At 54.7% G+C, this 21,403-nt stretch carries 18 protein-coding genes; 13 read left to right on the plus strand and 5 right to left on the minus strand.

Going from position 1 to position 21,403, the window contains the following annotated elements; genetic code table 11:
• The first annotated feature begins 32 nt into the window (after positions 1-32).
• The 3 genes from ahpC to AB7D48_RS08575 all read left to right on the plus strand — a co-directional run bounded on the left by ahpC (position 33) and on the right by AB7D48_RS08575 (position 3,219).
• Positions 33-596, plus strand: a complete 564-nt coding sequence (ahpC, locus tag AB7D48_RS08565) for an alkyl hydroperoxide reductase subunit C (protein WP_427977718.1) — start codon at positions 33-35, stop codon at positions 594-596.
• Between the two features lie 114 nt (positions 597-710).
• Complete coding sequence (gene ahpF, locus AB7D48_RS08570; RefSeq protein WP_427977721.1) at positions 711-2,288, plus strand: alkyl hydroperoxide reductase subunit F; 1,578 nt, start codon at positions 711-713, stop codon at positions 2,286-2,288.
• A 16-nt stretch (positions 2,289-2,304) separates the two neighbouring features.
• A complete protein-coding gene (locus AB7D48_RS08575) occupies positions 2,305-3,219 on the plus strand; it encodes a hydrogen peroxide-inducible genes activator (RefSeq protein WP_427977724.1) in 915 nt (304 codons plus the stop codon).
• 33 nt (positions 3,220-3,252) lie between these two features.
• Here the strand turns inward: AB7D48_RS08575 and AB7D48_RS08580 are convergent, their stop codons facing one another.
• On the minus strand, positions 3,253-3,501 hold the full coding sequence (locus AB7D48_RS08580) for a DUF3297 family protein (protein ID WP_427977727.1): 249 nt from the start codon (positions 3,499-3,501) through the stop codon (positions 3,253-3,255).
• Positions 3,498-4,745, minus strand: a complete 1,248-nt coding sequence (locus tag AB7D48_RS08585; protein ID WP_427977729.1) for a serine hydrolase — start codon at positions 4,743-4,745, stop codon at positions 3,498-3,500. Before AB7D48_RS08585 ends, AB7D48_RS08580 begins: the two co-directional genes overlap by 4 nt.
• A 205-nt stretch (positions 4,746-4,950) precedes the next feature.
• On the opposite strand from AB7D48_RS08585, the gene lepB reads away from it, so the two are divergent.
• From lepB to AB7D48_RS08635, 10 genes are all read left to right on the plus strand, one after another.
• Positions 4,951-5,715 carry a signal peptidase I gene (gene lepB / locus AB7D48_RS08590; RefSeq protein WP_427977732.1) on the plus strand — a complete coding sequence of 255 codons (765 nt, stop codon included), beginning with the start codon at positions 4,951-4,953 and terminating at the stop codon, positions 5,713-5,715.
• A gap of 26 nt (positions 5,716-5,741) precedes the next feature.
• Positions 5,742-6,383 carry a ribonuclease III gene (gene rnc / locus AB7D48_RS08595; RefSeq protein ID WP_427977775.1) on the plus strand — a complete coding sequence of 214 codons (642 nt, stop codon included), beginning with the start codon at positions 5,742-5,744 and terminating at the stop codon, positions 6,381-6,383.
• The gene (gene era, locus AB7D48_RS08600; RefSeq protein WP_427977735.1) at positions 6,380-7,273 is read left to right on the plus strand and encodes a GTPase Era; all 894 of its coding nucleotides are present in this window, start codon (positions 6,380-6,382) and stop codon (positions 7,271-7,273) included. Before rnc ends, era begins: the two co-directional genes overlap by 4 nt.
• Positions 7,274-8,965 (plus strand): hypothetical protein, encoded by a 1,692-nt coding sequence (locus AB7D48_RS08605; protein WP_427977742.1) that lies wholly within the window; start codon positions 7,274-7,276, stop codon positions 8,963-8,965.
• A gap of 73 nt (positions 8,966-9,038) precedes the next feature.
• Positions 9,039-9,869 carry a carbon-nitrogen hydrolase family protein gene (locus AB7D48_RS08610; RefSeq protein ID WP_427977744.1) on the plus strand — a complete coding sequence of 277 codons (831 nt, stop codon included), beginning with the start codon at positions 9,039-9,041 and terminating at the stop codon, positions 9,867-9,869.
• Positions 9,866-10,624: an NAD kinase gene (locus AB7D48_RS08615; RefSeq protein WP_427977747.1), complete on the plus strand. Its 759-nt coding sequence runs from the start codon at positions 9,866-9,868 to the stop codon at positions 10,622-10,624. Before AB7D48_RS08610 ends, AB7D48_RS08615 begins: the two co-directional genes overlap by 4 nt.
• A gap of 90 nt (positions 10,625-10,714) precedes the next feature.
• Complete coding sequence (locus AB7D48_RS08620; protein WP_427977749.1) at positions 10,715-12,073, plus strand: TIGR00366 family protein; 1,359 nt, start codon at positions 10,715-10,717, stop codon at positions 12,071-12,073.
• A gap of 34 nt (positions 12,074-12,107) precedes the next feature.
• Complete coding sequence (gene gpt, locus AB7D48_RS08625; RefSeq protein ID WP_427977752.1) at positions 12,108-12,581, plus strand: xanthine phosphoribosyltransferase; 474 nt, start codon at positions 12,108-12,110, stop codon at positions 12,579-12,581.
• Between the two features lie 281 nt (positions 12,582-12,862).
• Complete coding sequence (gene pnp, locus AB7D48_RS08630) at positions 12,863-15,022, plus strand: polyribonucleotide nucleotidyltransferase (protein WP_427977755.1); 2,160 nt, start codon at positions 12,863-12,865, stop codon at positions 15,020-15,022.
• A gap of 154 nt (positions 15,023-15,176) precedes the next feature.
• On the plus strand, positions 15,177-16,421 hold the full coding sequence (locus AB7D48_RS08635; RefSeq protein ID WP_427977758.1) for an MFS transporter: 1,245 nt from the start codon (positions 15,177-15,179) through the stop codon (positions 16,419-16,421).
• A 10-nt stretch (positions 16,422-16,431) separates the two neighbouring features.
• Here the strand turns inward: AB7D48_RS08635 and AB7D48_RS08640 are convergent, their stop codons facing one another.
• From AB7D48_RS08640 to AB7D48_RS08650, 3 genes are all read right to left on the minus strand, one after another.
• Entirely contained in the window at positions 16,432-17,736 is a 1,305-nt protein-coding gene (locus AB7D48_RS08640) for a glycosyltransferase (RefSeq protein WP_427977761.1), read from the minus strand.
• A gap of 20 nt (positions 17,737-17,756) precedes the next feature.
• Positions 17,757-18,644, minus strand: a complete 888-nt coding sequence (locus AB7D48_RS08645; protein ID WP_427977764.1) for a hypothetical protein — start codon at positions 18,642-18,644, stop codon at positions 17,757-17,759.
• 97 nt (positions 18,645-18,741) lie between these two features.
• Entirely contained in the window at positions 18,742-21,285 is a 2,544-nt protein-coding gene (locus AB7D48_RS08650) for a glycosyltransferase (protein ID WP_427977767.1), read from the minus strand.
• Between the last annotated feature and the right edge of the window lie 118 nt (positions 21,286-21,403).

Here is a 21,403-nt window from a genome sequence, read left to right on the forward strand (position 1 = left end):
TTGCGAACCAGCACACACGAAGGAGCTAGTTTATGTCCTTGATCAATACCGAAGTGAAGCCTTTTACGGCTCAGGCTTTCCAAAACGGCAAGTTTATCACCGTGACCGAAGGCGATCTGAAGGGTAAGTGGTCCGTGGTCTTTTTCTACCCGGCCGATTTTACGTTTGTTTGTCCGACTGAGTTGGAAGATCTCGCTGAAAATTATGCCGAGTTCAAAAAGCTCGGAGCGGAGATTTATTCTGTGTCGACCGACACGCATTTCTCCCACAAGGCGTGGCACGATACCTCGGACGCGATCAAGAAGATCGAATATGTCATGGTCGGCGACCCGACCCATGTCGTTGCCCGCAATTTTGAGGTGCTGATCGAAGATGCCGGTCTGGCCGACCGCGGAACATTCGTCATCGATCCGGAAGGCAAGATTCAGATCATTGAGGTCAATGCCGGCGGCGTGGGACGCGATGCCAAGGAACTGCTCCGTAAGGTGAAGGCAGCCCAGTATGTCGCGGCTCATCCCGGTGAGGTATGCCCGGCCAAGTGGAAGGAAGGCGAAAAAACGCTTGCGCCGTCCCTCGATCTGGTCGGCAAAATCTAATTCAATGAACGCTTCCGCTGGGATCCCAGCGGAAGCACATGAAACACTGTTATTGCCATGGGCCCGCATTGGCCCGGCTGGCGGTGGTGTTACTTCAGATCAAACGGAGCCGTTATGCTAGATGACAGCTTGAAAGGCCAGTTGAAGGCCTACCTTGCCCGTATCGCCGAACCGATCGAACTGGTGGCGAGCCTTGATAACGGCCCGCTTTCCCAGGAGATGCATGGTCTTCTGAACGATATTGCCGCGCAGAGCGATCAAATCACCGTGCGTTTGGATGGAAACGGCGAACGTGTTCCGTCCTTTGAAATTCGCCGTTCAGGTGCGGCGCGTGGTGTGTGTTTCGCGGGCCTGCCAATGGGGCACGAGTTTACATCCTTGGTGCTGGCCCTGCTGCAAACAGGTGGATATCCGCCAAAGGTCGCGCCGGAGATCGTTGAGCAGATCAAGGGGATTGAAGGTCAATTTCATTTTGTGACCTATTTCTCTCAATCGTGCCAGAATTGCCCGGATGTCGTGCAGGCGCTGAACCTGCTGGCGATTTTGAATCCGAATATCACGCACGCTGCGGTCGATGGAGCGGCTTTCCAGGCCGAGGTCGAGGCGCAAAAAATAATGGCTGTCCCGACAGTTTTGTTGAATGGTCAGGCTTTTGGCCAGGGGCGGATGGATATTGAGCAGATTATCGCCAAGATCGATACGGGCGCGGTGGAGCGCGAAGCAGCCAAATTGTCGGCCAAGGAACCGTTCGATGTACTGGTGGTCGGTGCTGGGCCAGCTGGTGCCGCCGCGGCGATTTATGCCGCGCGTAAGGGGATTCGCACAGGTATTGTGGCTGAACGTTTTGGCGGTCAGGTTTTGGATACGCTTGGAATCGAGAATTTTATTTCCGTTCCTCATACCGAGGGGCCCAAATTCGCGGCGGCGTTAGAACAGCACACGCGTGAATATGGTGTGGACATCATGAAGGCCCAGACGGCCGAAGCGATTCTTCCGCCCGCGCATAAAAGCGGCATATATGAGGTGAAGCTCGCAGGGGGAGGTGTCTTGAAATCCAAGACGTTGATCCTGTCGCCGGGGGCGCGTTGGAGGACGATGAACGTTCCCGGTGAAGCGGAATATCGCAATAAAGGGGTCGCCTACTGTCCGCATTGCGATGGTCCGCTCTTCAAGGGCAAACGCGTTGCCGTGATCGGCGGGGGGAATTCCGGTGTTGAAGCGGCCATCGATTTGGCCGGGATTGTGTCTCACGTTACGTTGATCGAATTTGACAGCCAGTTGCGCGCCGATGCTGTTTTGCAAGCTAAGCTCAGAAGCCTGCCGAATACCCAAATGATCGTCTCCGCCAAGACGACTGAGGTGCATGGGGATGGTGAGAAGGTAATTGGGCTATCCTATGAGGATCGTATCTCCGGAGAGATTCATCGTTTGGCCTTGGATGGCATATTCGTACAGATCGGGCTGGTCCCTAACAGTGAATGGTTGAAGGGCGTGTTGGCGCTGAGCCCGCGCGGGGAAATCGAGATCGACGCACGGGGTGAGACCTCTTTAGCGGGGGTGTTCGCCGCGGGGGATGCGACCACAGTCCCGTATAAGCAGATCATTATTGCCGCTGGAGATGGAGCGAAGGCAGCGCTTTCAGCGTTCGATTATTTGATTCGCATGGCGCCAGCAGAGGCTGAGGCGGCCTGAAGCGGAGTATAAGGGCGTGGCCTATTTGCCGACGCCGCAGCAGCTCCGTTATTTGGTGATGCTGGCTGAGACGGGACATTTCGGGCGCGCCGCTTCGGCGTGCGCGGTTTCGCAATCCACGCTTTCAGCCGGCATTTTAGCCCTTGAGCGGGCGCTCGATACACAGATCATGGATCGGGCGGCGGCGAAGCATCCTGTCTTCACACCGTTGGGGTTGGAACTGGTTGCCAAGGCGCGGATCGCCCTGGCCGCTCTTTCCGATATGGCGGAGACGGCGGATGCGGCGCGCGCGCCCATGTCTGGTCCATTGCGGCTGGGGATTATACCAACGATCGGGCCCTTTCTGCTACCAAAGCTGATGCCCCAGCTGCGGGAACATTACCGGGCGTTGAAATTATTTTTGCGGGAGGATCAGACCGAGCGCTTATTGGACCAGCTCGATACAGGGCAACTGGATATGTTGATTTTGGCGCAGCCTTGTTCCTGCGGCAATGTTGAAACACTAACCTTAGCCAGAGACGATTTTCTTGTGGCCTTGCCGGCGGGACATTTTCTGGCCGCTCGGACCAGCATCGCCATGACGGATCTCATGGCTGAAAATTTTCTGCTTCTTGAGGATGGGCATTGCCTGCGTGATCAAGTGCTGTCTGTCTGCGGGGCGGTTGTAGGACGGGAGAAAGAGCAGCGCTTTGCCGCGACATCCCTGCATACCTTGATTCAAATGGTAGCGGGTGGTTTGGGGATCACACTTGTGCCGAGGCTGGCGGTTGAGGCGGGGCTGGTACAAGGGACGGGGGTTGAGGTACGCAAGCTGGAAGGCTCAAGCGGGTGGCGCAGCATCGCGCTTGCCTGGCGGGCGGGAAGTCCTAGGGCTGGGGAATACAGGACATTGGCGCCGCTTGTAACGGAAGCCTGTTGTGTAGCGGGATAAACGGATTTGTTTACCCCGCCATGGACGGCTTGATTATGCGGTGGGAGAGTTACGGAAATATACCTCCACGAGGCCCTTGAATTTCACGGTTAAGGGTTTTCCCTTGCGGTCAACGGTTTTACCGACAGCCACGCGGACCCAGCCTTCGGAAATACAATATTCCTCGACATTGTTTTTTTCAGCTCCGTTGAAGCGGACACCGATTCCACGGTCCAATAATGTTTCGTTGAAATATTGGCTGGCTGGGTCTGATGAGAGGCGGTCAGGTGGGGTATCGCTCATAGTAATTTCCGCAATTTGGTCTTGATTTTTGTAAAGAAAGTGGCGCGTGGAGAGTCGGCCATGGCAATGACGGGAGCCGTGGCCAAGGTTTTGCCATCAACACTATAGGTCACTGTACCCAGGGTTTCGCCTTTGGTGACACCGGGTACAAGGTCCGCCGTATAGGTGATGTTATGCGAGACGGCGTTTTTGGCATTCATGGGAATCGTCACGGTAATGTCGCGGCCGACACTGACGGGAACTTCCCCGCTATTCAGGGCATCGCTCTTTAGCAAATCGATCTGCTGTCCAGCCGTGGCGATCTGAGCATCCAGAAAGTAACGCTGCCCGTAATCAAGCAGCGATTCGATGGCGGCCGTGCTGGCGGCCCAGGTAGGGCCGCCGGTGACCACGGCGATGAGGCGCATATTTCCACGTTGAGCCGTGGCATCAATGCAATGGCCGCTTTCCCGGGTGAGGCCGGTTTTCAGCCCGTCCACGGTGGGATCCTTGAACAGTACAGGATTCCAGCTCCGCTGCTTGATATTGTCGTAGGTGTAGCTTTTCAGCTTGGAAATTTGCAGGATTTCCGGTTCGTCTTCCAGGATGGTACGGGACAGCAAGGCGACATCCATGGCGGATGTGTGCAGGTTTGGATCGGGCAGGCCTGTTGGGTTTGTGTAGTTGGTGTCGGTCAGGCCGATTTTGGAGGCTGTCGCGTTCATCATCTGCACAAAGGCGTCTGTGCTGCCGGCCACTTGCTCAGCCAGGGCCACGGCCGCGTCATTACCGGAATCGATGATCAGCCCATGGAGAAGTTGGTCAACCGTGACCACTGAATTGGGGTCGATGAACATCGTCGACCCTTCCTGATGCCATGCGTTGACAGAGACGGGGACAACCTGATTCAGCTTCAAGCTGCCATGCTGGATTGCTTGATAAACCAGATGAGCCGTCATTAGCTTGGTGAGGCTAGCTGGTGGAATTTGCATGTGCGGGGCGGCTTGAGCGAGGATGGCTCCGGTTTTGGCATCCATCAGCACATAGGCCGTCATGTCTGGAAGTGACGGCGGGGTGGGGGTGGATTTGTCCCCGGCGGGGCTGCTTGGGACCGGTACGGGCCCGGTTGGAGCCGCTGTCGCGCCGATTTTACCTGTGTCGCCGCCAGAGTTGGAGGCGGTTGAAGGAGGGGTGGCCAAAGCAGGAGAAGCAATAGCCAAGGATATGGCTAAGGCGGTTCCGGACAGGCCGAACTGTTTCAACATGGGCGACTCATACTCCAGGCTTGATGCAGGCGGAGCCTCTCTGCACCTGTTTGACTTGATCTCGCAAGCGTAGATGAGTTAACGGCATGTAACATCAAGTAAAATCAGATGGTTATAGTTCGAGTTTTATGAAGATACGTGCTGTTTCTTGACATCCGGCCCGGTGCGGGTTTGATGCGCCAATCGATTAGGAAACAGGGGTTAAATGGCACGGCGCGAGCAGAATTCCGGTGGGTTGGTTGAGTTCGTTAAAACCATTGTTTATGCCGGGTTGATCGCCGTCGGCATTCACACATTTCTGTTCGAACCATTTTACATTCCCTCTGGCTCAATGGTTCCAACCTTGTTGGTGGGGGACTATCTGGTGGTCAATAAATTTGCCTACGGATATTCCCATTTCTCGTTTCCCTTCGCGCCCGATTGGTTTTCGGGTCGGATTTTTGGGAGTATGCCAAAACGTGGCGCCGTTGTGGTCTTTCGCCCTCCGGGAGCGCCTAATGAAGATTATATCAAGCGCGTGATTGGCCTGCCTGGGGATACGGTGCAGGTGACCAAGGGCCAGCTTTATATCAATGGAAAGCTCGTGCCACGCGTCGATATTGGCGATTACGTCGATACGAGTTCTGGTTCCCCCGTCGTCGCGCGCGATTATAAGGAAACCTTGCCGGGTGGGGTTGTTCATTCGATTTTGAAACTAACGAACGGCCCCGAGGATGAAGGGGGCATCGATCCCAACAACACACCGCTTTATACCGTTCCTCCGGGCCATTTGTTCGTGATGGGTGATAATCGGGATAATTCGGAAGATTCACGGTTTCTGGACGGTCCCGTGGGGTATGTTCCGGTGGAAAACCTGATTGGCCCAGCCGTGATTATTTTCTTCTCTATCGATCTGAAGCATCCATTCTGGGAGGTTTGGCAGTGGCCATTCGAGATCCGCTGGGGGCGGATGTTCCACACCATACGGTGACCCGTCTTGAAAAAGCCTCGCTTTTCATGGGGCATGTCTTTCAGCGCCCAGCTTTGCTGGTGGAGGCGTTGACTCATCGCTCAGCTGCCGGTGCCAAGGGAGTTGGATCAAATGAGCGGTTGGAGTTTATCGGAGACAGGGTTCTGGGGCTGGTCGTCGCGGAATGGTTGATTGAGCGCTTCCCGAGCGAGCAAGAAGGCAAGCTGGGGCCAAGGCTCGCGGCGCTTGTTTCCAAACCGTCCTTGGCGGCAGTCGCGGAGGAGCATCTCGTCGGTTCCATGCTCAGTGTGGCACCGGGAGAAGCTAAGCGTGGCGTTAGCACTCAGGCCAATGTGCTGGCCGATGCTGTGGAAGCCATGATTGGCGCTTTATACTTGGATGCGGGATTGGAACCCGCGAAAATCTTTGTCCGGCGTGTGTTGGCGCAAGCCGTGGAAGAACAGGCCGCTCCCCCGAAAGATCCAAAAACGGCTTTACAGGAATGGGCTTTGAAACGGGCCTTGCCCTTGCCGCATTATCAGATTTTAGAGCGGTCTGGTCCGTCGCATGCCCCGAAATTTGTCGTCGAGGTCAGCGTTGGCGATGCCAGCGCATCCGCGGCGGCGGGGGCGAAACGGGCGGCTGAACAGGAAGCGGCAAGAGATTTATTGAGGAAGCTGCCGGAATGAGCAGATGTGGATTCATAGCCTTGATCGGTGCTCCCAATGCGGGGAAATCGACATTGCTGAACAAACTGACAGGAGCAAAGCTTTCCATTGTCAGTCCCAAGGCACAGACGACGCGAGCGCGTGTTCTGGGGATCCTGGTTCGTGACGATACGCAGATGATTTTTGTCGATACGCCTGGGATTTTTTCGCCGAAACGGCGGTTGGACCAAGCCATGGTCGAAGCGGCTTGGAATGGGGCAGGCGAGGCGGATATTCTGCTGTTGCTGTTGGACGCCAAAAAAGGCTTGACCTCGGATGTTCGGGAGATCGTGACCAAACTGGCGGAGAGGGGCGCTAAAATAGCGCTTGTGCTCAATAAGATTGATCTGGTTGAGCGTCAGAACCTGCTTCCCCTGGTGCAAAGCATGACGCAGATTGCGATTTTTGAGCGGGTTTTCATGATTTCCGCTCAGACGGGCGATGGCATTGAGGAATTGCTGACGTTTTGCATGGGTAAGTTACCCGAGGGGGTGTTTTTATACCCGGAAGACGAAATGACGGATGTCCCGGACAGATTGCTGGCCGCGGAGATTGTCAGAGAGCAGATATTTTTGCAGACGCGAGATGAAGTTCCTTATGGAACCACTGTTGAAACGGAAAGTTTCAAGGAACAGAAGAACGGGTCAATTCGAATTGAGGCTGTTATTTATGTTGCGCGCGAAGGGCACAAGGCGATTCTGATTGGTGCGCGAGGGGCGAGGATTAAGGAAATAGGGAGCCGGGCCCGCCGCGAACTGGAACGGTTGTTGGAAACGAAAGTCGATTTGTTTTTGCGCGTTGTTGAAAGGCCGGGATGGGACGAGGAAGCCGCCAGGATTCGGGCGGCCGGGCTTGAGCTTCCGCGTGGTTGAATGGAAGGGCATGATTGCGGGACTCTCCGCATGGAGAGGGTAGGGGAAGGCAAGGGGGGGCTTCGTATACCGAGTTGGGCCTGGCATGCAGCGGCGTTTCTGCTGTATGCCGGTTCATCCTTGGCCGTGGGATGGCATGGCGCGAACCTGAATAACGACCTGCTGGGTGGTGGCTCGGATCCGTTCATTTATATGTGGTTTCTAAAATGGTGGCCGCATGCACTGGCTCATCATTTAGATCCTCTCTTTACTCATTTGGTCTGGCAGCCTGAGGGGTTGAACCTGGGTTGGACGACGTCGATTCCAGCATTGGCTCTGTTGGCCTCTCCTTTCACCATTACGATTGGCCCTGTTCTCACATACGATATGCTGATGTTGTCAGCGCCTGTTTTAGCGGCGTTAAGCGCATATGCATTATGCTTGTACTTAAGCAAAAACCCCTTGGCATCGATTTTCGGCGGCTGGCTGTTCGGGTTTTCGAGCTATGCGATGGCGCATATGAATCAGCAATTGAACTTGGAATGGACAGCTCTGATTCCATTATTGGTCTTGCTGGCATTGAAGCGCTTGAATGCGCACATAGGGCGTCTTGCGGCTGTTTTGGGAATGGGCCTGATTTTGGCCACACAAGCGGGAATATCCCTGGAAATTTTTGCCACTTCAATCGTTATGGCGGCATTCGCATGGAGTTTGGCATGGGTGACGTTGAAGAAAGAGAGGGAGCGTCTTGCAAGCTTCGCGGTTGATGCAGTCCTGGCCATACTTTTTTCATGTGTTTTGTTGTCGCCAATGTTGTACGCGATGTTCTCGAAACCACATGACATGGCCCTGCCAAAATTATGGCCGGAATTTTTTTCGACGGACTTGGTGAATTTTTTTCTTCCCACCGAATCAACCTTATTGGGTGGAAAATTTTTTCTGCCCGTTAGCCGGCATTATTCAGGGCTTTTATGTGAGCAGGGAGCATATCTGGGGCTGCCTGTTCTGTTTGTTTTGTGGCGTTATCTACGGCGGGCCGGTTGGTTTCTTCCTCTTTTGTTTGGTGGAATATTGTTGGCCAGTTGCGGGCCGATGCTGGTTTTGGGGAGCAGGGAAACTGGCATTCCCTTGCCTTGGGCGTTAGTGGTCAAGCTACCCTTGATCGGAAATGCGCTGCCAGCGCGGCTTATGCTCTATGCAAGTCTGATTGTGGCCGTCGTTGTTTCACTTTGGCTGGCACACGCACCTCACGCCTGGAAATGGGCTGTTGCGGTTTTAGCAGTGGTTTTCTTGTGGCCAGCACAAGCCCCCATTCAGGCCATTCCGACTTTGAAATTCTTTGAAGCCGGGAATATCGAAAAGACGATCGGAGTTGGAAAGAGGGTGCTCATTCTGCCTTTCGGGATTTTTAGCCCGTCAATGTATTGGCAGATGACCAGCGATTTCGTTTTTTCCCAGGCTGGAGGGTATCTGGTATTTCCGCCCGCGAGATTGCAGGAGAACACTCCAATGATGAAGCTGTTCTTCGGGACAATCGGCCCGGATACCCTGCGTGCCTTGCGCTTATATTGCATCGCGGCTCATGTTGATGAACTGATCGTTGCTCCGGGAACTGACCAGCGGCTTGTGGCGGGGGTGAGGGCCTATGATTGGCCAGAGAGGCGGGCTGACGGCGTGACAATATATTCCGTGTCAGGGCTGTTGGCCCCTTGAAGTGGAAGCCTGCCTAGTAGAATGATGAAAGGATTGTCTGTCATGGGCATCCCCGGAGAGCGAGAGGGCCGATATGCGTGTTGCCGTCATTCAAATGTCGCCAGTCGCGGATAAGGAGCGGAATATCGCTCAAGCCCGCTCATTGATCGAGGGGGTAATGGCGAGCGAAAAAATAGATCTGATTGTTTTGCCGGAAATATGGACATGTCTGGGAGGGACGAGGGATCAGAAAATCGCGGCGGCGGAGCCTTTACCTCTTCCAGGAGAAGAAGGCCGAGACGCGTATGAGTTCTTGCGCCGGGTTGCGATTGAAAATCGCTGTTATGTTCATGGCGGTTCCATAGGAGAACTCCACGGGGAGCGTATTTTCAACACCTCTCTCGTATTCAGTCCCGAGGGCAGGGAGTTGGCCAGATACAGGAAGATCCATCTTTTCGACATTACCACTCCAGATGGTCAAGGTTATCGTGAAAGCGCGTTATACGGGGCCGGAGAGCAGGTTGTGACCGTTGATGTCGGCGGTGTAATGGCGGGGTTGGCGATTTGTTATGATTTGCGCTTTCCGGAACTGTTTTTGGAGCTACGCCGCAAGGGGGCGGAGTTGATCATTCTACCGGCGGCATTCACCTTGCAGACGGGCAAGGACCATTGGGAAGTGCTTTTGCGGGCGCGGGCAATTGAAACACAATGCTGGATCGCGGCCGCTGGCTGTACGGGAGCGTATAATGAGGCTAACGGGGATGTGCGTTTCACATATGGCCATTCCTTGATCGCAGATCCCTGGGGGCATGTCGTGGCCAAGGCATCTGACGGGCTGGGGTGGGCGGTTGCTTCCATCGACCGGCCTTTGACGGCCAGGGTCCGCGCCAATATGCCGGTTCTGGAGCACCGTAGGCTGGTATGAAACTCGCTTTCATAGCGGCGCAGACAGCGAGCGCCGCATCCGCCAAGCAGAGGCTTATTGCTCGGTATGGCGATTATCCCGTCAAGGAAGCCAAGGCGATCGTGGCGCTGGGTGGCGATGGGTTGATGCTGGAATGCCTGCATCAGGTTCTCGGCGGTTCCTTGCCGGTATACGGGATGAACTGCGGATCCGTTGGCTTCATGATGAATGAATATAATGAGGCTGACCTGCCGGAGCGCATCAAGCATGCTTTGTCGTCGGTACTTCACCCCTTGAGGATGCATGCCGTGACGGCTTCCGGGGTTGTCGAGGAGGCCATGGCCTTGAATGAGGTCTCCCTGCTGCGTGAGGGGCGGCAGGCCGCGAAGATACGTATCTCGGTCGATCACAGGGAGCGGCTAAAAGAACTGATTTGCGATGGGGTATTGATTTCCACGCCCGCCGGATCGACCGCTTATAATTTGTCCGCGCATGGGCCAATTGTCCCGCTTTCGGCGAATTTGCTGCCTCTGACGCCCATTTCCGCCTTTCGTCCCCGTCGCTGGAGGGGGGCGTTATTGCCTTCGACGGTGGATGTTCTGTTCGAGGTGCTAGAGCCGGATAAGAGACCTGTTGCGGCTGTCGCGGACTTCACCGAGGTCAGGGATGTGATTTCAGTCGCGGTGAATGAGGATCGAAATCTGGGAGCGACGGTGTTGTTCGATCCGGATCGAGCTTTGTCGGAGCGAATTATCACGGAGCAGTTCACGGTATGATTTTTACTATTGCGATAAGGCACTAACTTTGCAAATTTCTTGTTCTTAAGCGGGAGTTCCATCTTCCCGCATAGAACAAGGGAGTTGCTGATGTCTGAGACGCGGCGGGTTACGCCTCTGGCGCGAATGACGAGTGGTTTCGTCTATATGTTTGAACGGCTTCTGCCCGAACCGTTTGTTTTTGCCTTGTTGTTGAGTATTTTGACAGCATTGCTGGCATTTGGCTTGGCACCGAAACATAGCGGGCAAGACATCATAACAGGTTGGTATGAGGGAATTTTCAAAATTTTCCCTTTCGCCTTTCAGATGGTGCTCATTCTAGTGACAGGGTATGCGCTGACCAGTTCGGTGCCTGTTTCAGCCTTTTTGCGCTGGCTTGCCGGCGTGCCGAAGACATCCAGGAGCGCTGTGGCCCTGACCTTACTGCTCTCTTTGGTGACGGTGGGGTTGAATTGGGGGTTTGGATTGGTCGCTTCGGCGGTATTCGCCAGGGAAATTGCGAAACGCCACCGGCTTGATTTTGCTTGGCTTCTCGCGGCGGCTTACAGTGGATTTCTCATGTTTCCACCGGGGCTTTCCAGTTCCATTGCCCTGGCGCAAGCCACGCCAGGGTCAGCGCTGAACATCGTTGAAAAGGTGACAGGGCAGATTGTGCCGCTTAGCCAGTCGTTGCTGGTGCCGTTCAACTACGTACCCGTCATTGTTTTGTTCATCGTGCTACCTTGGTTGTTTTCCCGCATGGAGCCTGCTCAGGAGGAGATACAACCGGCCGATCAAGCCAAGTTGGCGGCAGAGGATGACGTGAAACCAAGAGTTCGAGCCGCTGGTTTGGCCGGGTGGCTGGATCGGGCATGGATTCTCAATCTGCTCCTGGTGCTGGCGGCATGCGGCTATCTCGGCATGCAGATCACGGCGGGCAAATTCCACCTCGATATCAATAGCTTGATTCTCATTTTTCTGGCTTTGGGGTTGCTCTTGCACTGGACGCCTGTTGCCTATGTTGAGGCAATTAACTCAGCGGCACGCGTAACGGGTCCATTATTGCTGCAATATCCGATTTACGGCGGAATCATGGGGATAATGACGGCGACCGGCTTGGCTGGCGTTATCGCCAAATGGTTCATTGCCTTTTCCACTCCGGGGACGCTTCCGTTTTGGGGGTATATTTCTTCCATTATCATCAGTCTTTTCGTACCGAGTGGTGGAGGGCATTGGGCGGTTCAAGGGCCATTCATTGTTCCGGCGGCTCAGGCGCTCCATGTGAACATGGCGGCGGCGGCACAAGCCGTAGGTTATGGGGAAGGGGTGGCGAATATGATCCAGCCTTTCTGGGCGTTGCCATTATTGGCGATCGCCGGAATCGGCATGAGGCGGGTGATGGGCTTCACCGTTATGACCTTTTTCGTGTCGTTCGTGGTATTCGGGGCTTCCCTGCTATTGTTGGTGTAGACGTGCGAGGGCTGGTTCATTAATGGCATGCGCCATGGCACAACGTTACTTTACTGTCACATGGGACCAGCTGCACCGTGATGCTAAGGCCCTGGCTTGGCGTTTGCACGCCATGGGGCCCTGGAGGGGCATTGTCGCGGTCACGCGGGGTGGGCTGATACCCGCCGCGATCGTGGCGCGGGAACTGGAAAGCCGATTGATCGAGACCATTTGCGTTGTCACCTATAATGATGAGCAACGGGGCGCTCCCTTGGTTACAAAACCGGCCGCCGCGGCGGGAGACGGAGAGGGATGGCTGATTATCGACGACCTGGTGGATTCGGGCACGACGGCTAGGCAGGTACGAGGTTTGCTGCCAAAGGCGCATTTTGCGACCATTTACGCCAAGGAACAAGGCAAGCCTGTCGTGGATACATTCATAACCGAGGTAAGCCAGGATACCTGGATTTTATTCCCCTGGGATACCGAGCCACAGTTCATCGCGCCACTGGCCCGGAAATCTCCCTGAAACGCTGTTCTTTACTAGGCAGGGATGGAAAAAGCGGCTACAGAGCGGCCATCGCGCCGCTTCTGGTGCGTGTAGAAAGCGGTAAAACGGGGCGGAAGCCATCGGGATGATCCGCGCCGCCGCCGGAAATTTTAATCCCGCGGCGTTTCCGGCCACATGGTCCGTGGTTGCGGGTCCGATACCCCAGCCAGACCCATGCCGCCCGAGGCGCCGCCTGAAAAACCGGTTCAAGCGCATGATCCCATCGGTGGCTACCCCGTTGCCGCTCTTGGGAGCTATAGATGTTTGATAAATATTTCCGCAAGGAAATGGAATGGGCCGGCAAAACCTTGATTTTGGAGACAGGCAAGGTTGCCCGTCAAGCCGATGGCGCTGTTGTGGCCTCTTATGGGGATACGGTGCTTCTGGCGACAGTCGTGGGCGCGAAGAGTGCCAAGCCCGGTCAGGATTTTTTCCCGTTGACGGTTAATTACCAGGAAAAATTCTATGCGGCGGGGCGTATTCCCGGTGGTTTCTTTAAGCGCGAAGGCCGCCCGACCGAACGGGAAACTCTGGTTTCACGCCTGATCGACCGCCCGATTCGGCCGCTTTTCCCCGATAATTTCCGCAATGAAGTGCAGGTGATTGTCACCGTTCTGAGCCATGATTTGGAGAATGATCCGGATATCGTGGCACTGGTCGCGGCTTCCGCGGCGCTGACATTATCAGGTATTCCTTTCTTTGGTCCCGTGGGGGGGGCGCGTGTTGGCTATATCAATGGCGAATATGTGCTGAATCCGACCGTTGGCGAGGCCTCGGAGAGTGTGCTGGATCTGGTGGTCGCCGGAACGACCGAGGGGGTCCTGATGGTGGAGTCGGAGGCTTCCGAGCTTTCCGAAGAAGTGATGCTAGGGGCTGTAACCTTTGGCCACGCTGGATTCCAGCCAGTGATTCAGGCGATTATCGAATTGGCGGAAGCCGCCGCCAAGGAGCCCTGGGCTCTTCCTGAAGAGGCCGAGGAGACCAAGCTGCTGAAAGCCCGGGTGGATGCCTTGGCACGTGAGGGACTGACGGAAGCTTACAAGGAGACGCAAAAACAGATCCGCTACGAGAAAATCGCGGTGGTGAAGAAGGACGTGGCGGCCAAACTCACGGAAGAAGGCTTGGAGGCCGATGCCGCCAAGGGGCTTTTCAAGGAATTGGAAGCGGATATTGTCCGTAACGCGATCCTGGATACCGGCCTGCGCATTGATGGGCGCGACACCAAGACGGTTCGGCCGATTTTGGCCGAAGTTGGCGTTTTGCCCCGTACGCATGGCTCTGCTTTGTTCACCCGCGGCGAGACACAGGCGCTGGTCGTTGCCACGCTTGGCACCGCGCAGGATGAACAGGTCGTGGATGCGATTGAGGGTGAGTTCAAGGAGCATTTCATGCTTCATTATAACTTTCCTCCCTTTTCCGTGGGTGAGACTGGCCGCATGGGTTCCCCTGGTCGGCGTGAGGTTGGCCATGGCAAGTTGGCGTGGCGCGCCATCCATCCGCTTTTGCCGGGTAAGGAAGCATTTCCCTACACGTTGCGTGTTGTCTCCGAGATCACGGAATCAAACGGCTCTTCTTCCATGGCGACCGTTTGTGGCACTTCACTGGCGCTGATGGATGCCGGTGTGCCCTTGAAAGAGCCTGTGGCTGGCATCGCCATGGGCCTGATCAAGGAAGATAAGGGCTTTGCGGTGCTGTCTGATATCCTGGGCGATGAGGATCATCTCGGCGATATGGATTTCAAGGTGGCCGGCACAGAGAAGGGGGTCACATCCCTTCAAATGGATATCAAGATTACCTCTATCACCCCTGAGATCATGAAGATTGCCCTGGAGCAGGCCAAGGGTGGGCGCATGCATATCCTGGGAGAGATGGCCAAGGCGATTACCGGGTCGCGTGAGGGAGTTTCCTCCAATGCACCGAAGATCGTGACCATGAACGTGCCCAAGGAAAAGATCCGTGATGTGATTGGCACTGGCGGCAAGGTGATCCGTGAGATTGTTGAAACCACCGGCGCCAAGGTCGACATCAATGACGATGGCACCGTGAAAATCGCGGCGAGTGATGACAAGAAAATTCAGGCTGCCATAGACAAGATCAAGGGTATTGTGGCGGAGCCGGAAATTGGCGTGATCTATACCGGGAAGGTTGTGAAAACCGCTGATTTTGGCGCCTTTGTGAACTTTCTTGGTGCCAAGGACGGCTTGGTCCATATTTCCGAACTTGCCCAGGGACGCGTGGCCAAGACGACAGATGTCGTCAAGCAAGGCGATGCTGTCAAGGTAAAGGTGATCGGGTTTGACGAGCGCGGCAAGGTAAAGCTTTCCATGCGCGTTGTTGACCAGGAAACCGGTGAAGACATCACCGATAAGGTAGGGGCCACCAAGGGGGGGCGGAAGGAGAAGGAGGCAGCGGAAGGCTGATCCAAGCTTTCTGATGCGATATTGGAAACGGCGCCATCTGTGGCGCCGTTTTTGCGTCTTTTGCCATTGCGCTTGTCTAGGTTCATATTGATCGGACTAGGCCGGTTGGAATGAAGGGGATGCGATGCGAAGCTTGCAAGGGCCGCGGATAAGGATGATTGCCGCCGCCTCAGCGGGAAATGCCCTCGAATTCTATGATTTTTTTATTTACGGATTTTTCGCCCTAAGTTTGGCGAATAGTTTTTTCCCAGGTCATAGTCAGACGGCACGATTGCTGTTGACCTACGGTACTTTTGCGATTTCCTTTTTTGCCCGGCCGGTTGGCGCGCTCATTCTTGGAGCCTATGCTGATGCAAAAGGCCGTGCCTCTTGCATGATGCTGGCGGTCACGATGATGAGTGCCGCCACGCTTATGATGGCGTTGCTGCCAAGTTATGAGCAGGTTGGTATTTTGGCCCCGTTGGGGATGCTTGTTGCGCGTCTGCTTCAAGGTTTCGCTCTGGGGGGGGAGTTTGGCAGTTCCACCGCGCTCATGATCGAACATTCTGGTGGCGCGGAGACACAGGCGGCTAGTTGGCAGGGTGTTAGCCAGAATTTGGCTGGGCTATTAGCGGCCGGCGTGGCTTGGGTTTTGACATCTCAACAGCATTTTCCCGGGAATATACAGCCGTTCAGGGTCGCGTTTGCGCTTGGTGCGCTCGGTGGTGTGGGAGCCTTCTTGCTGAGGCGGAGAATCGGCGATGCACCGGTGTTTTTGGAACAACAGCGCGTGAGACCACGAATGGCGCGCTTGCCTGTTTCTGGAATTGTTGTTGTCGCCTGCATGGTGGCGATTGGTACGGCTCAGACTTACTTGGTGCTGTATCTGCCCACATATGCGGCGACTGAGCTAGGAATACAGACGAATAAGGCTTTGGGAAGCGTTTGCCTGCTTTATGTGTTCTTCTTGTTGTTGACGCCGTTGAGATTATTTATCGCCAAGCATTTTGATGTCACGCATCAGACTTGGCCCATGATTTTGTCATGCTTGGCGATGGCTGCCATGGCTTATCCGGTATTTGCCCTATTGGCCGTTTGGCCAGGTCATTGGGGGCTTTTTTGTATACCCTTCGTGTTTGCGATATTGGGACTGCCTTACAATGCACCTTTGAATGGCTTCATGGGGCTCGTTTTCCCCATGGCCGAAAGAGGGCTTGGTTTGTCGACTGGATATGCCTTGGGAATTGCGTTCTTTGGTGGAGCCTCGCCATTTATTTTCACCGAACTGATTTCAATGACCGGAGATCCACGCAGTCCGGGGCTTTATCTTATTCTAGCGGCTATTATTACCTTGCTGGCACTTCTTGTGGCCAGATGGAGGCTGTTACGGTTCCAGACGAACCAGCGGATTTCATTGTGAAGGCTGTTGTTTAGTTGGTGGATTTTCGCCGGGTCTTTTTTGGAGCCGCCGTGGAAGAAGGAAGGGAAGAGACCAGAGGGCGCCCCACGATTTCCTCGATGTAAGCGCGATAGCGTTTTATATAGTCATCCATCCCGAGATGTTTTTCAGCATAAGTTCGGGCTCCCTTCCGCAATTGAGACGAGAGTTTTTCGTCCGCCAAGGCATGTAAGACGGTATCGGCTAAATTTTTTGAATCAAGGGTGGGGGTTATGAGACCATTCATTCCATGATCAATGAACTCGGTCACGGTCACGCTGTCGGCGCCGATGACGACACAGCCGCAAGCCAGAGCCTCCCGCAAGGACCAAGAGGCCACGAACGGATAGCTGAGATATACATGGGCGTCTGAACGTTTCAGCAAGGTCAGATGATCGGAATATTGTACCTTGCCCATGAAGTGCACGCGCGAATGGTCGATTTGATTTCCGACTTCTTTCAGCAACACATCCTTCCAGCTGCCGCCATTGGGCGGTGGTGCGCCATAGCTAACCTCATCCCCCCCGACGATTGACACCACCAAATCAGGCCGTTCATCCAACAGCTTGGGCAGAGCTCTCATAAATGTATGGAACCCTCTATAGGGTTCCAGATTACGGGATACGAAAGTCAGAAGTTTCTGCCGTGGTGTCACGGTTAAAGCTCCGACAGTCACGTTCTTTTTTCGTAACGCCGGATCTGGTGCGCAATATTGCAGATCCACCCCTTCCTCGATGATGCGGATCTGATTTCTTGACCATTCCGGATAAGTATCGTATTGCCAGTGTGTTGGTGTTTGCCCCCATTGTTCCAACGCGACGGCTAGCAGGTTGATCGTGTTCTTGGCGCGAACCGATCCAAAGCGGGCTTCCTCCATCTGAAATTCAGGGTCGAAATTCACATCCGAATTATGGATTCTGTAGTAGAATTCAAAATACCCAAGGATGGGGACGCCGGGGAACACATCGCATAGGTTGAGCATTTCCCCCCAGCCATGATGCCCTATGATGATGTCGGGTTTGAAGCCGAGAGCCTTGATCTGCAAGGCGCCTTGGTAGCCCGCTTGCGCGCGTATGGCGGCGCTTTCAAACTCCCGTGCTGCCGGGGCCAGAGCTTGAGGAGGCGGAGGCGGCCTGGAATAGGTGACTTTTCTTATGCCATCGAGATGGTTTTTGTTTGGCTCGGTCATGAAAACAATTTCATGCGTGCCGGGGTATGTTTGATTGTCGGCCTGAAGGCTCCGCAGAAGATGAACATACTGCCCAGGGAAGTTCTGGTGCACGAATAAAAAATTCACGATCGCCTCTGCTTACGAATTTACTTTTTTGGTTTGCTGCTTTTGCGCCCGCGTGGCGTCAGAATAATCTGAAAGGATTCGAGCGGAGCCAATGTTTCTGCTTCGCATGTTTCGTCATTGCGAACTGGCCCGGCAACTCCTCCGCCGACAAAGGTCGCCGAGTAGCTGATTTCATATTGTTCCAGGGCTTCACCGGTAAGGCGGATACGCAGTCCCAATAGCGGCAAGGCCATGCCACGAGAGCCGCAATAGTCGCCAGCATCGACCCAAGGAGACAGCCAGCCTCTGCCCAGCACGGCCTGATAACTGAAATCTGACGGCAAAATCCCCTCAGGGGCATTGATGGCGAAGCCCTCAATCCAATTCTGGCTGCCTTTGTCTCCTAGCCATTCACCGAACTTAGCGCCTATGTCGCCACGGGTTTGGATGTGGGCCATGAAATCTGCTGGGATGGGCTGGGCCTGTTGACCTGAGGGCGGTGCGGCGGGGGCGGGCATGTTTGCCTCACCAAGTATTTGGCGTACTTGCAGCCGCGGCGAAGCGTCTGGCAGGTTGGCTAGCTGATAGATCGTCACCAGAACCTGCGCCGGCTTGTTTTTGATTCGGACCAGTACGGCATCGCCTTCCGCGCTGAGCCACCCATCCGATCGAAAGCCGGAAATTTCCACATTTTGTCCGCCAATTGGCGGAGGAGAAATGCGGACGCCGGGCATGCCGTTATGCATTGCCGCGCCAGGATTCATTTCGTTAACAAAGCAGAAAAGCCCAGGCGGGAGAGCCATCAGATGGCCGGTAACCTTGAGCTCTTGTAGTTGGGCGCCAGCTTTTTCCGCTGTCGTGCTGTTAGCCGGTGGTTCGCTCGGCGCTTTTTTGGTCTGAGCGGAGGCGGTTTTGACAGCGGCCATCATTGTTCCCTAATGATCTGATCTTTACGTATTGTTGCAGAAATAGCTTCTGTAGCAAAGCGTTGGACGGCATGCTTCTCAACGTGGAAGAAGAAAAAAATCAGAAACTGACATTTAACAAGGCATTGTTGATCCGTTCAGGGGGTAAGCCGAGTGGCAAAATCGCCCCCCGCCCCGTGGCGCGAACACGTTCAGCTTGAGCGCCAAGATCAAAGACCACTGTGTGAAGCCTGGCTTTCCAGGCCTCCCCAAGCACAAAACACCATGTTTCTGGCCAGATCGACGGGATAAAAGCCAAGTCAGGCTGGATTTCCTCGATCAGGTCAGAGAGCGTCTCAGGCTTGTAGGCGCCCGTGACCTTGATGCCCGCCGACAAAAGAGCATCGTCGTCGGAACTGCTACCGATCACGATGAATTCAAGAGGCAAGTGGCGGCGTTGCAGATCTGAAGCGCAGTCAAGCAATATATTCAGCCCCTTAGCGGGGGCTATTCCTCCGAGTATCACGATTTTGCGTTGACCGGACCGAGGTTTTTTCAGGCTTGTGGGGAGGGTGTCATCCTCCCAAGGCGTTATGTGAGGCGTTATATCGGGAAAGTGCCGTGTAAGGCGCCGGGCCGTGTCCATAGACGGGGCTATAACCCGGCGGGCTTTCATGAATTCTTCATGTGAACGATTTAGTAATTGTGGGATTGGCAAGGTCTCGAAGATGTTGGCTTTGTCTGCCTGGCAACATTGAGTGCAACCAGCCATATCGGGTTCTCCGCAATAGCGTGGATTCGTGTGCTTTTCAGGGCGGTTGAGCAGATTCACTCTCGGGCAAAAGCTCGCATAGTCGTGTATGATAATGTCTTGGGCAAGATTTAGTGAAGATGCGATTTCACGAACGCTTTCATGTTGCCCGAGCATATGGTGAAGCTCCACCCGAACGACGTTCAGTGTGCGTAATAGCTTGATAAGTTGGGGCAGGGCGCTGGGAAGTGTGAAGGTGAGGTTTGGATAATCCTCGGAAACACCCTCGCAGAGCAAGGCCCGCCACGGGTAAGGCGTTTTCTCCGGATTTTCTGGAAACTCCGTCGTTAGCAAGAGCGGAAAGAAGCCTTGTTGACGAAGGGAGGACATGGAGTTCTGGACTTGTTTTGCGACACCGCCGCCATGGGCATGGCTGATCAGCAAAACGGATTTGCGGTTTATCCGCGCGTGGCGCAGCCTAGCTTCATCCAAGGCCGAGCGGCCGGGAGAGGCTGGGTCTAGTTTGACATGATTTGAGATCATGTCCTGATAACCAGGGAATAATTTGTTGAGGATCTTCAGGTTTCTAAGAATTAATGCATTTGCGGCACTTTTGAAGGATACGCCACCTTTATGCGCCACATAGGCCCCGAGCGCGGCGGCATGGCGGTATCCGAGCTGCCGTGCGCGCAGGCAGAAATCGTTTTCTTCTCCATAGCCTTGCGCGAAAATCTCGGTTCGGAACCGCCCTGTCGCCTCCAGGCAGTCATGCCTGATATACATGCAAAACCCGACAGCTGTTGGTACCTCTACCCAGGCCAAACCATTGATCTTTTTGGCCAAGCGATCAAACAGATTTGCCGTTTTCATGTCCGGCATTGAGTTGGAGACGTTCGGCGATGGATAACCGCAAATAGTCGCTTCGTTCGATAAGGGCGTGACGGTTCCGATATCTGGGGCGGAGTAGGCAATTGCGCGCAAGGTTTCGATGGTTTTCCGTGGGAGCAGAATGTCGCTGTTCAAGAGCAACACATCGCATCCAGCGGCGGCCATGAGGCCGGTATTGGCGGCGGCGCAAAAACCTAAATTTCTGGTATGATGCAAGAGTTCGATCTTGCCCTTGAGAGCCAGCTTTTCAAGCCATCTGGTCAGGGATGGTTCAGGTGAACAATCATTTACGACGATGAATTTGGTGCCGGGCGTGGCGGCTGCCAGAACGGAGCGAATGGCGGCTTGTGTTTCGTCACTTCCGCCATAAACTGGCATCACCAAGGCGAGAGTGGCGGGATGCGGAAGACGTTTTGGAGAAGCCCCTCGTGTCGAAGCGCAAACGGGTATGGCCTGAAGAGGACGATGATCGATCGGGCTGCCCAGTAGCGGGGGGCTGTTGTCTCCAGACAAGGTAAAGGGAGGCTGAAACTCCTTTATCGTACGCGCGGAAATACGAAAAGCGTATCGCGGCAGGAAAGGAGAGGTATCTTCCAGAGGAAGAGGTTTTCCACATTTTACGGATAATGTTTGCCCGGTTGCATCGACCAAACGCAATCGTGGAGGCTGGCCAGGCCATGCTGGCCGGACAGCCCATCCGCTGAGGCCTTCACGTTTGTATTCCACCACCCCCTCGATACGCGAGATGGCCGCAAGGTTTGGGTGGGCACCAAGCAAGCGGCCATTTCCGTGAGAGACCAAGGAGCCATTGGCGAGATAACCTTGATATCCACCAAAGCCGGCTCGCAAGGCGATATGTTCCGCAAAAGCAGGAAAACCCGGATCATCGGGAATGCAGTGGCGGCTAAGCAAGAGGCAGACAGCTTTTGAAGCTAAAGCCGCATCACCAAACATTTGCGCGGCGATTGCCGCGCCAATCCAGGCGGGGACTATATCATATTTTCGTGCGAGATATTCAACCGACATCTTCCAGATAGGCGAAGCTGTGCAGATAGCCGGCCAGGAAGGGCAGGGGAGAGCCATCTTCCGGTGCGGTCACTAGAACCTGTTCGATGGAATATTCCGGGGGACGTTTTTCATCCGC

It is taken from the genome of Acidocella sp. (genome assembly GCF_050253495.1).
In the GTDB taxonomy this organism is placed as follows: domain Bacteria; phylum Pseudomonadota; class Alphaproteobacteria; order Acetobacterales; family Acetobacteraceae; genus Acidocella.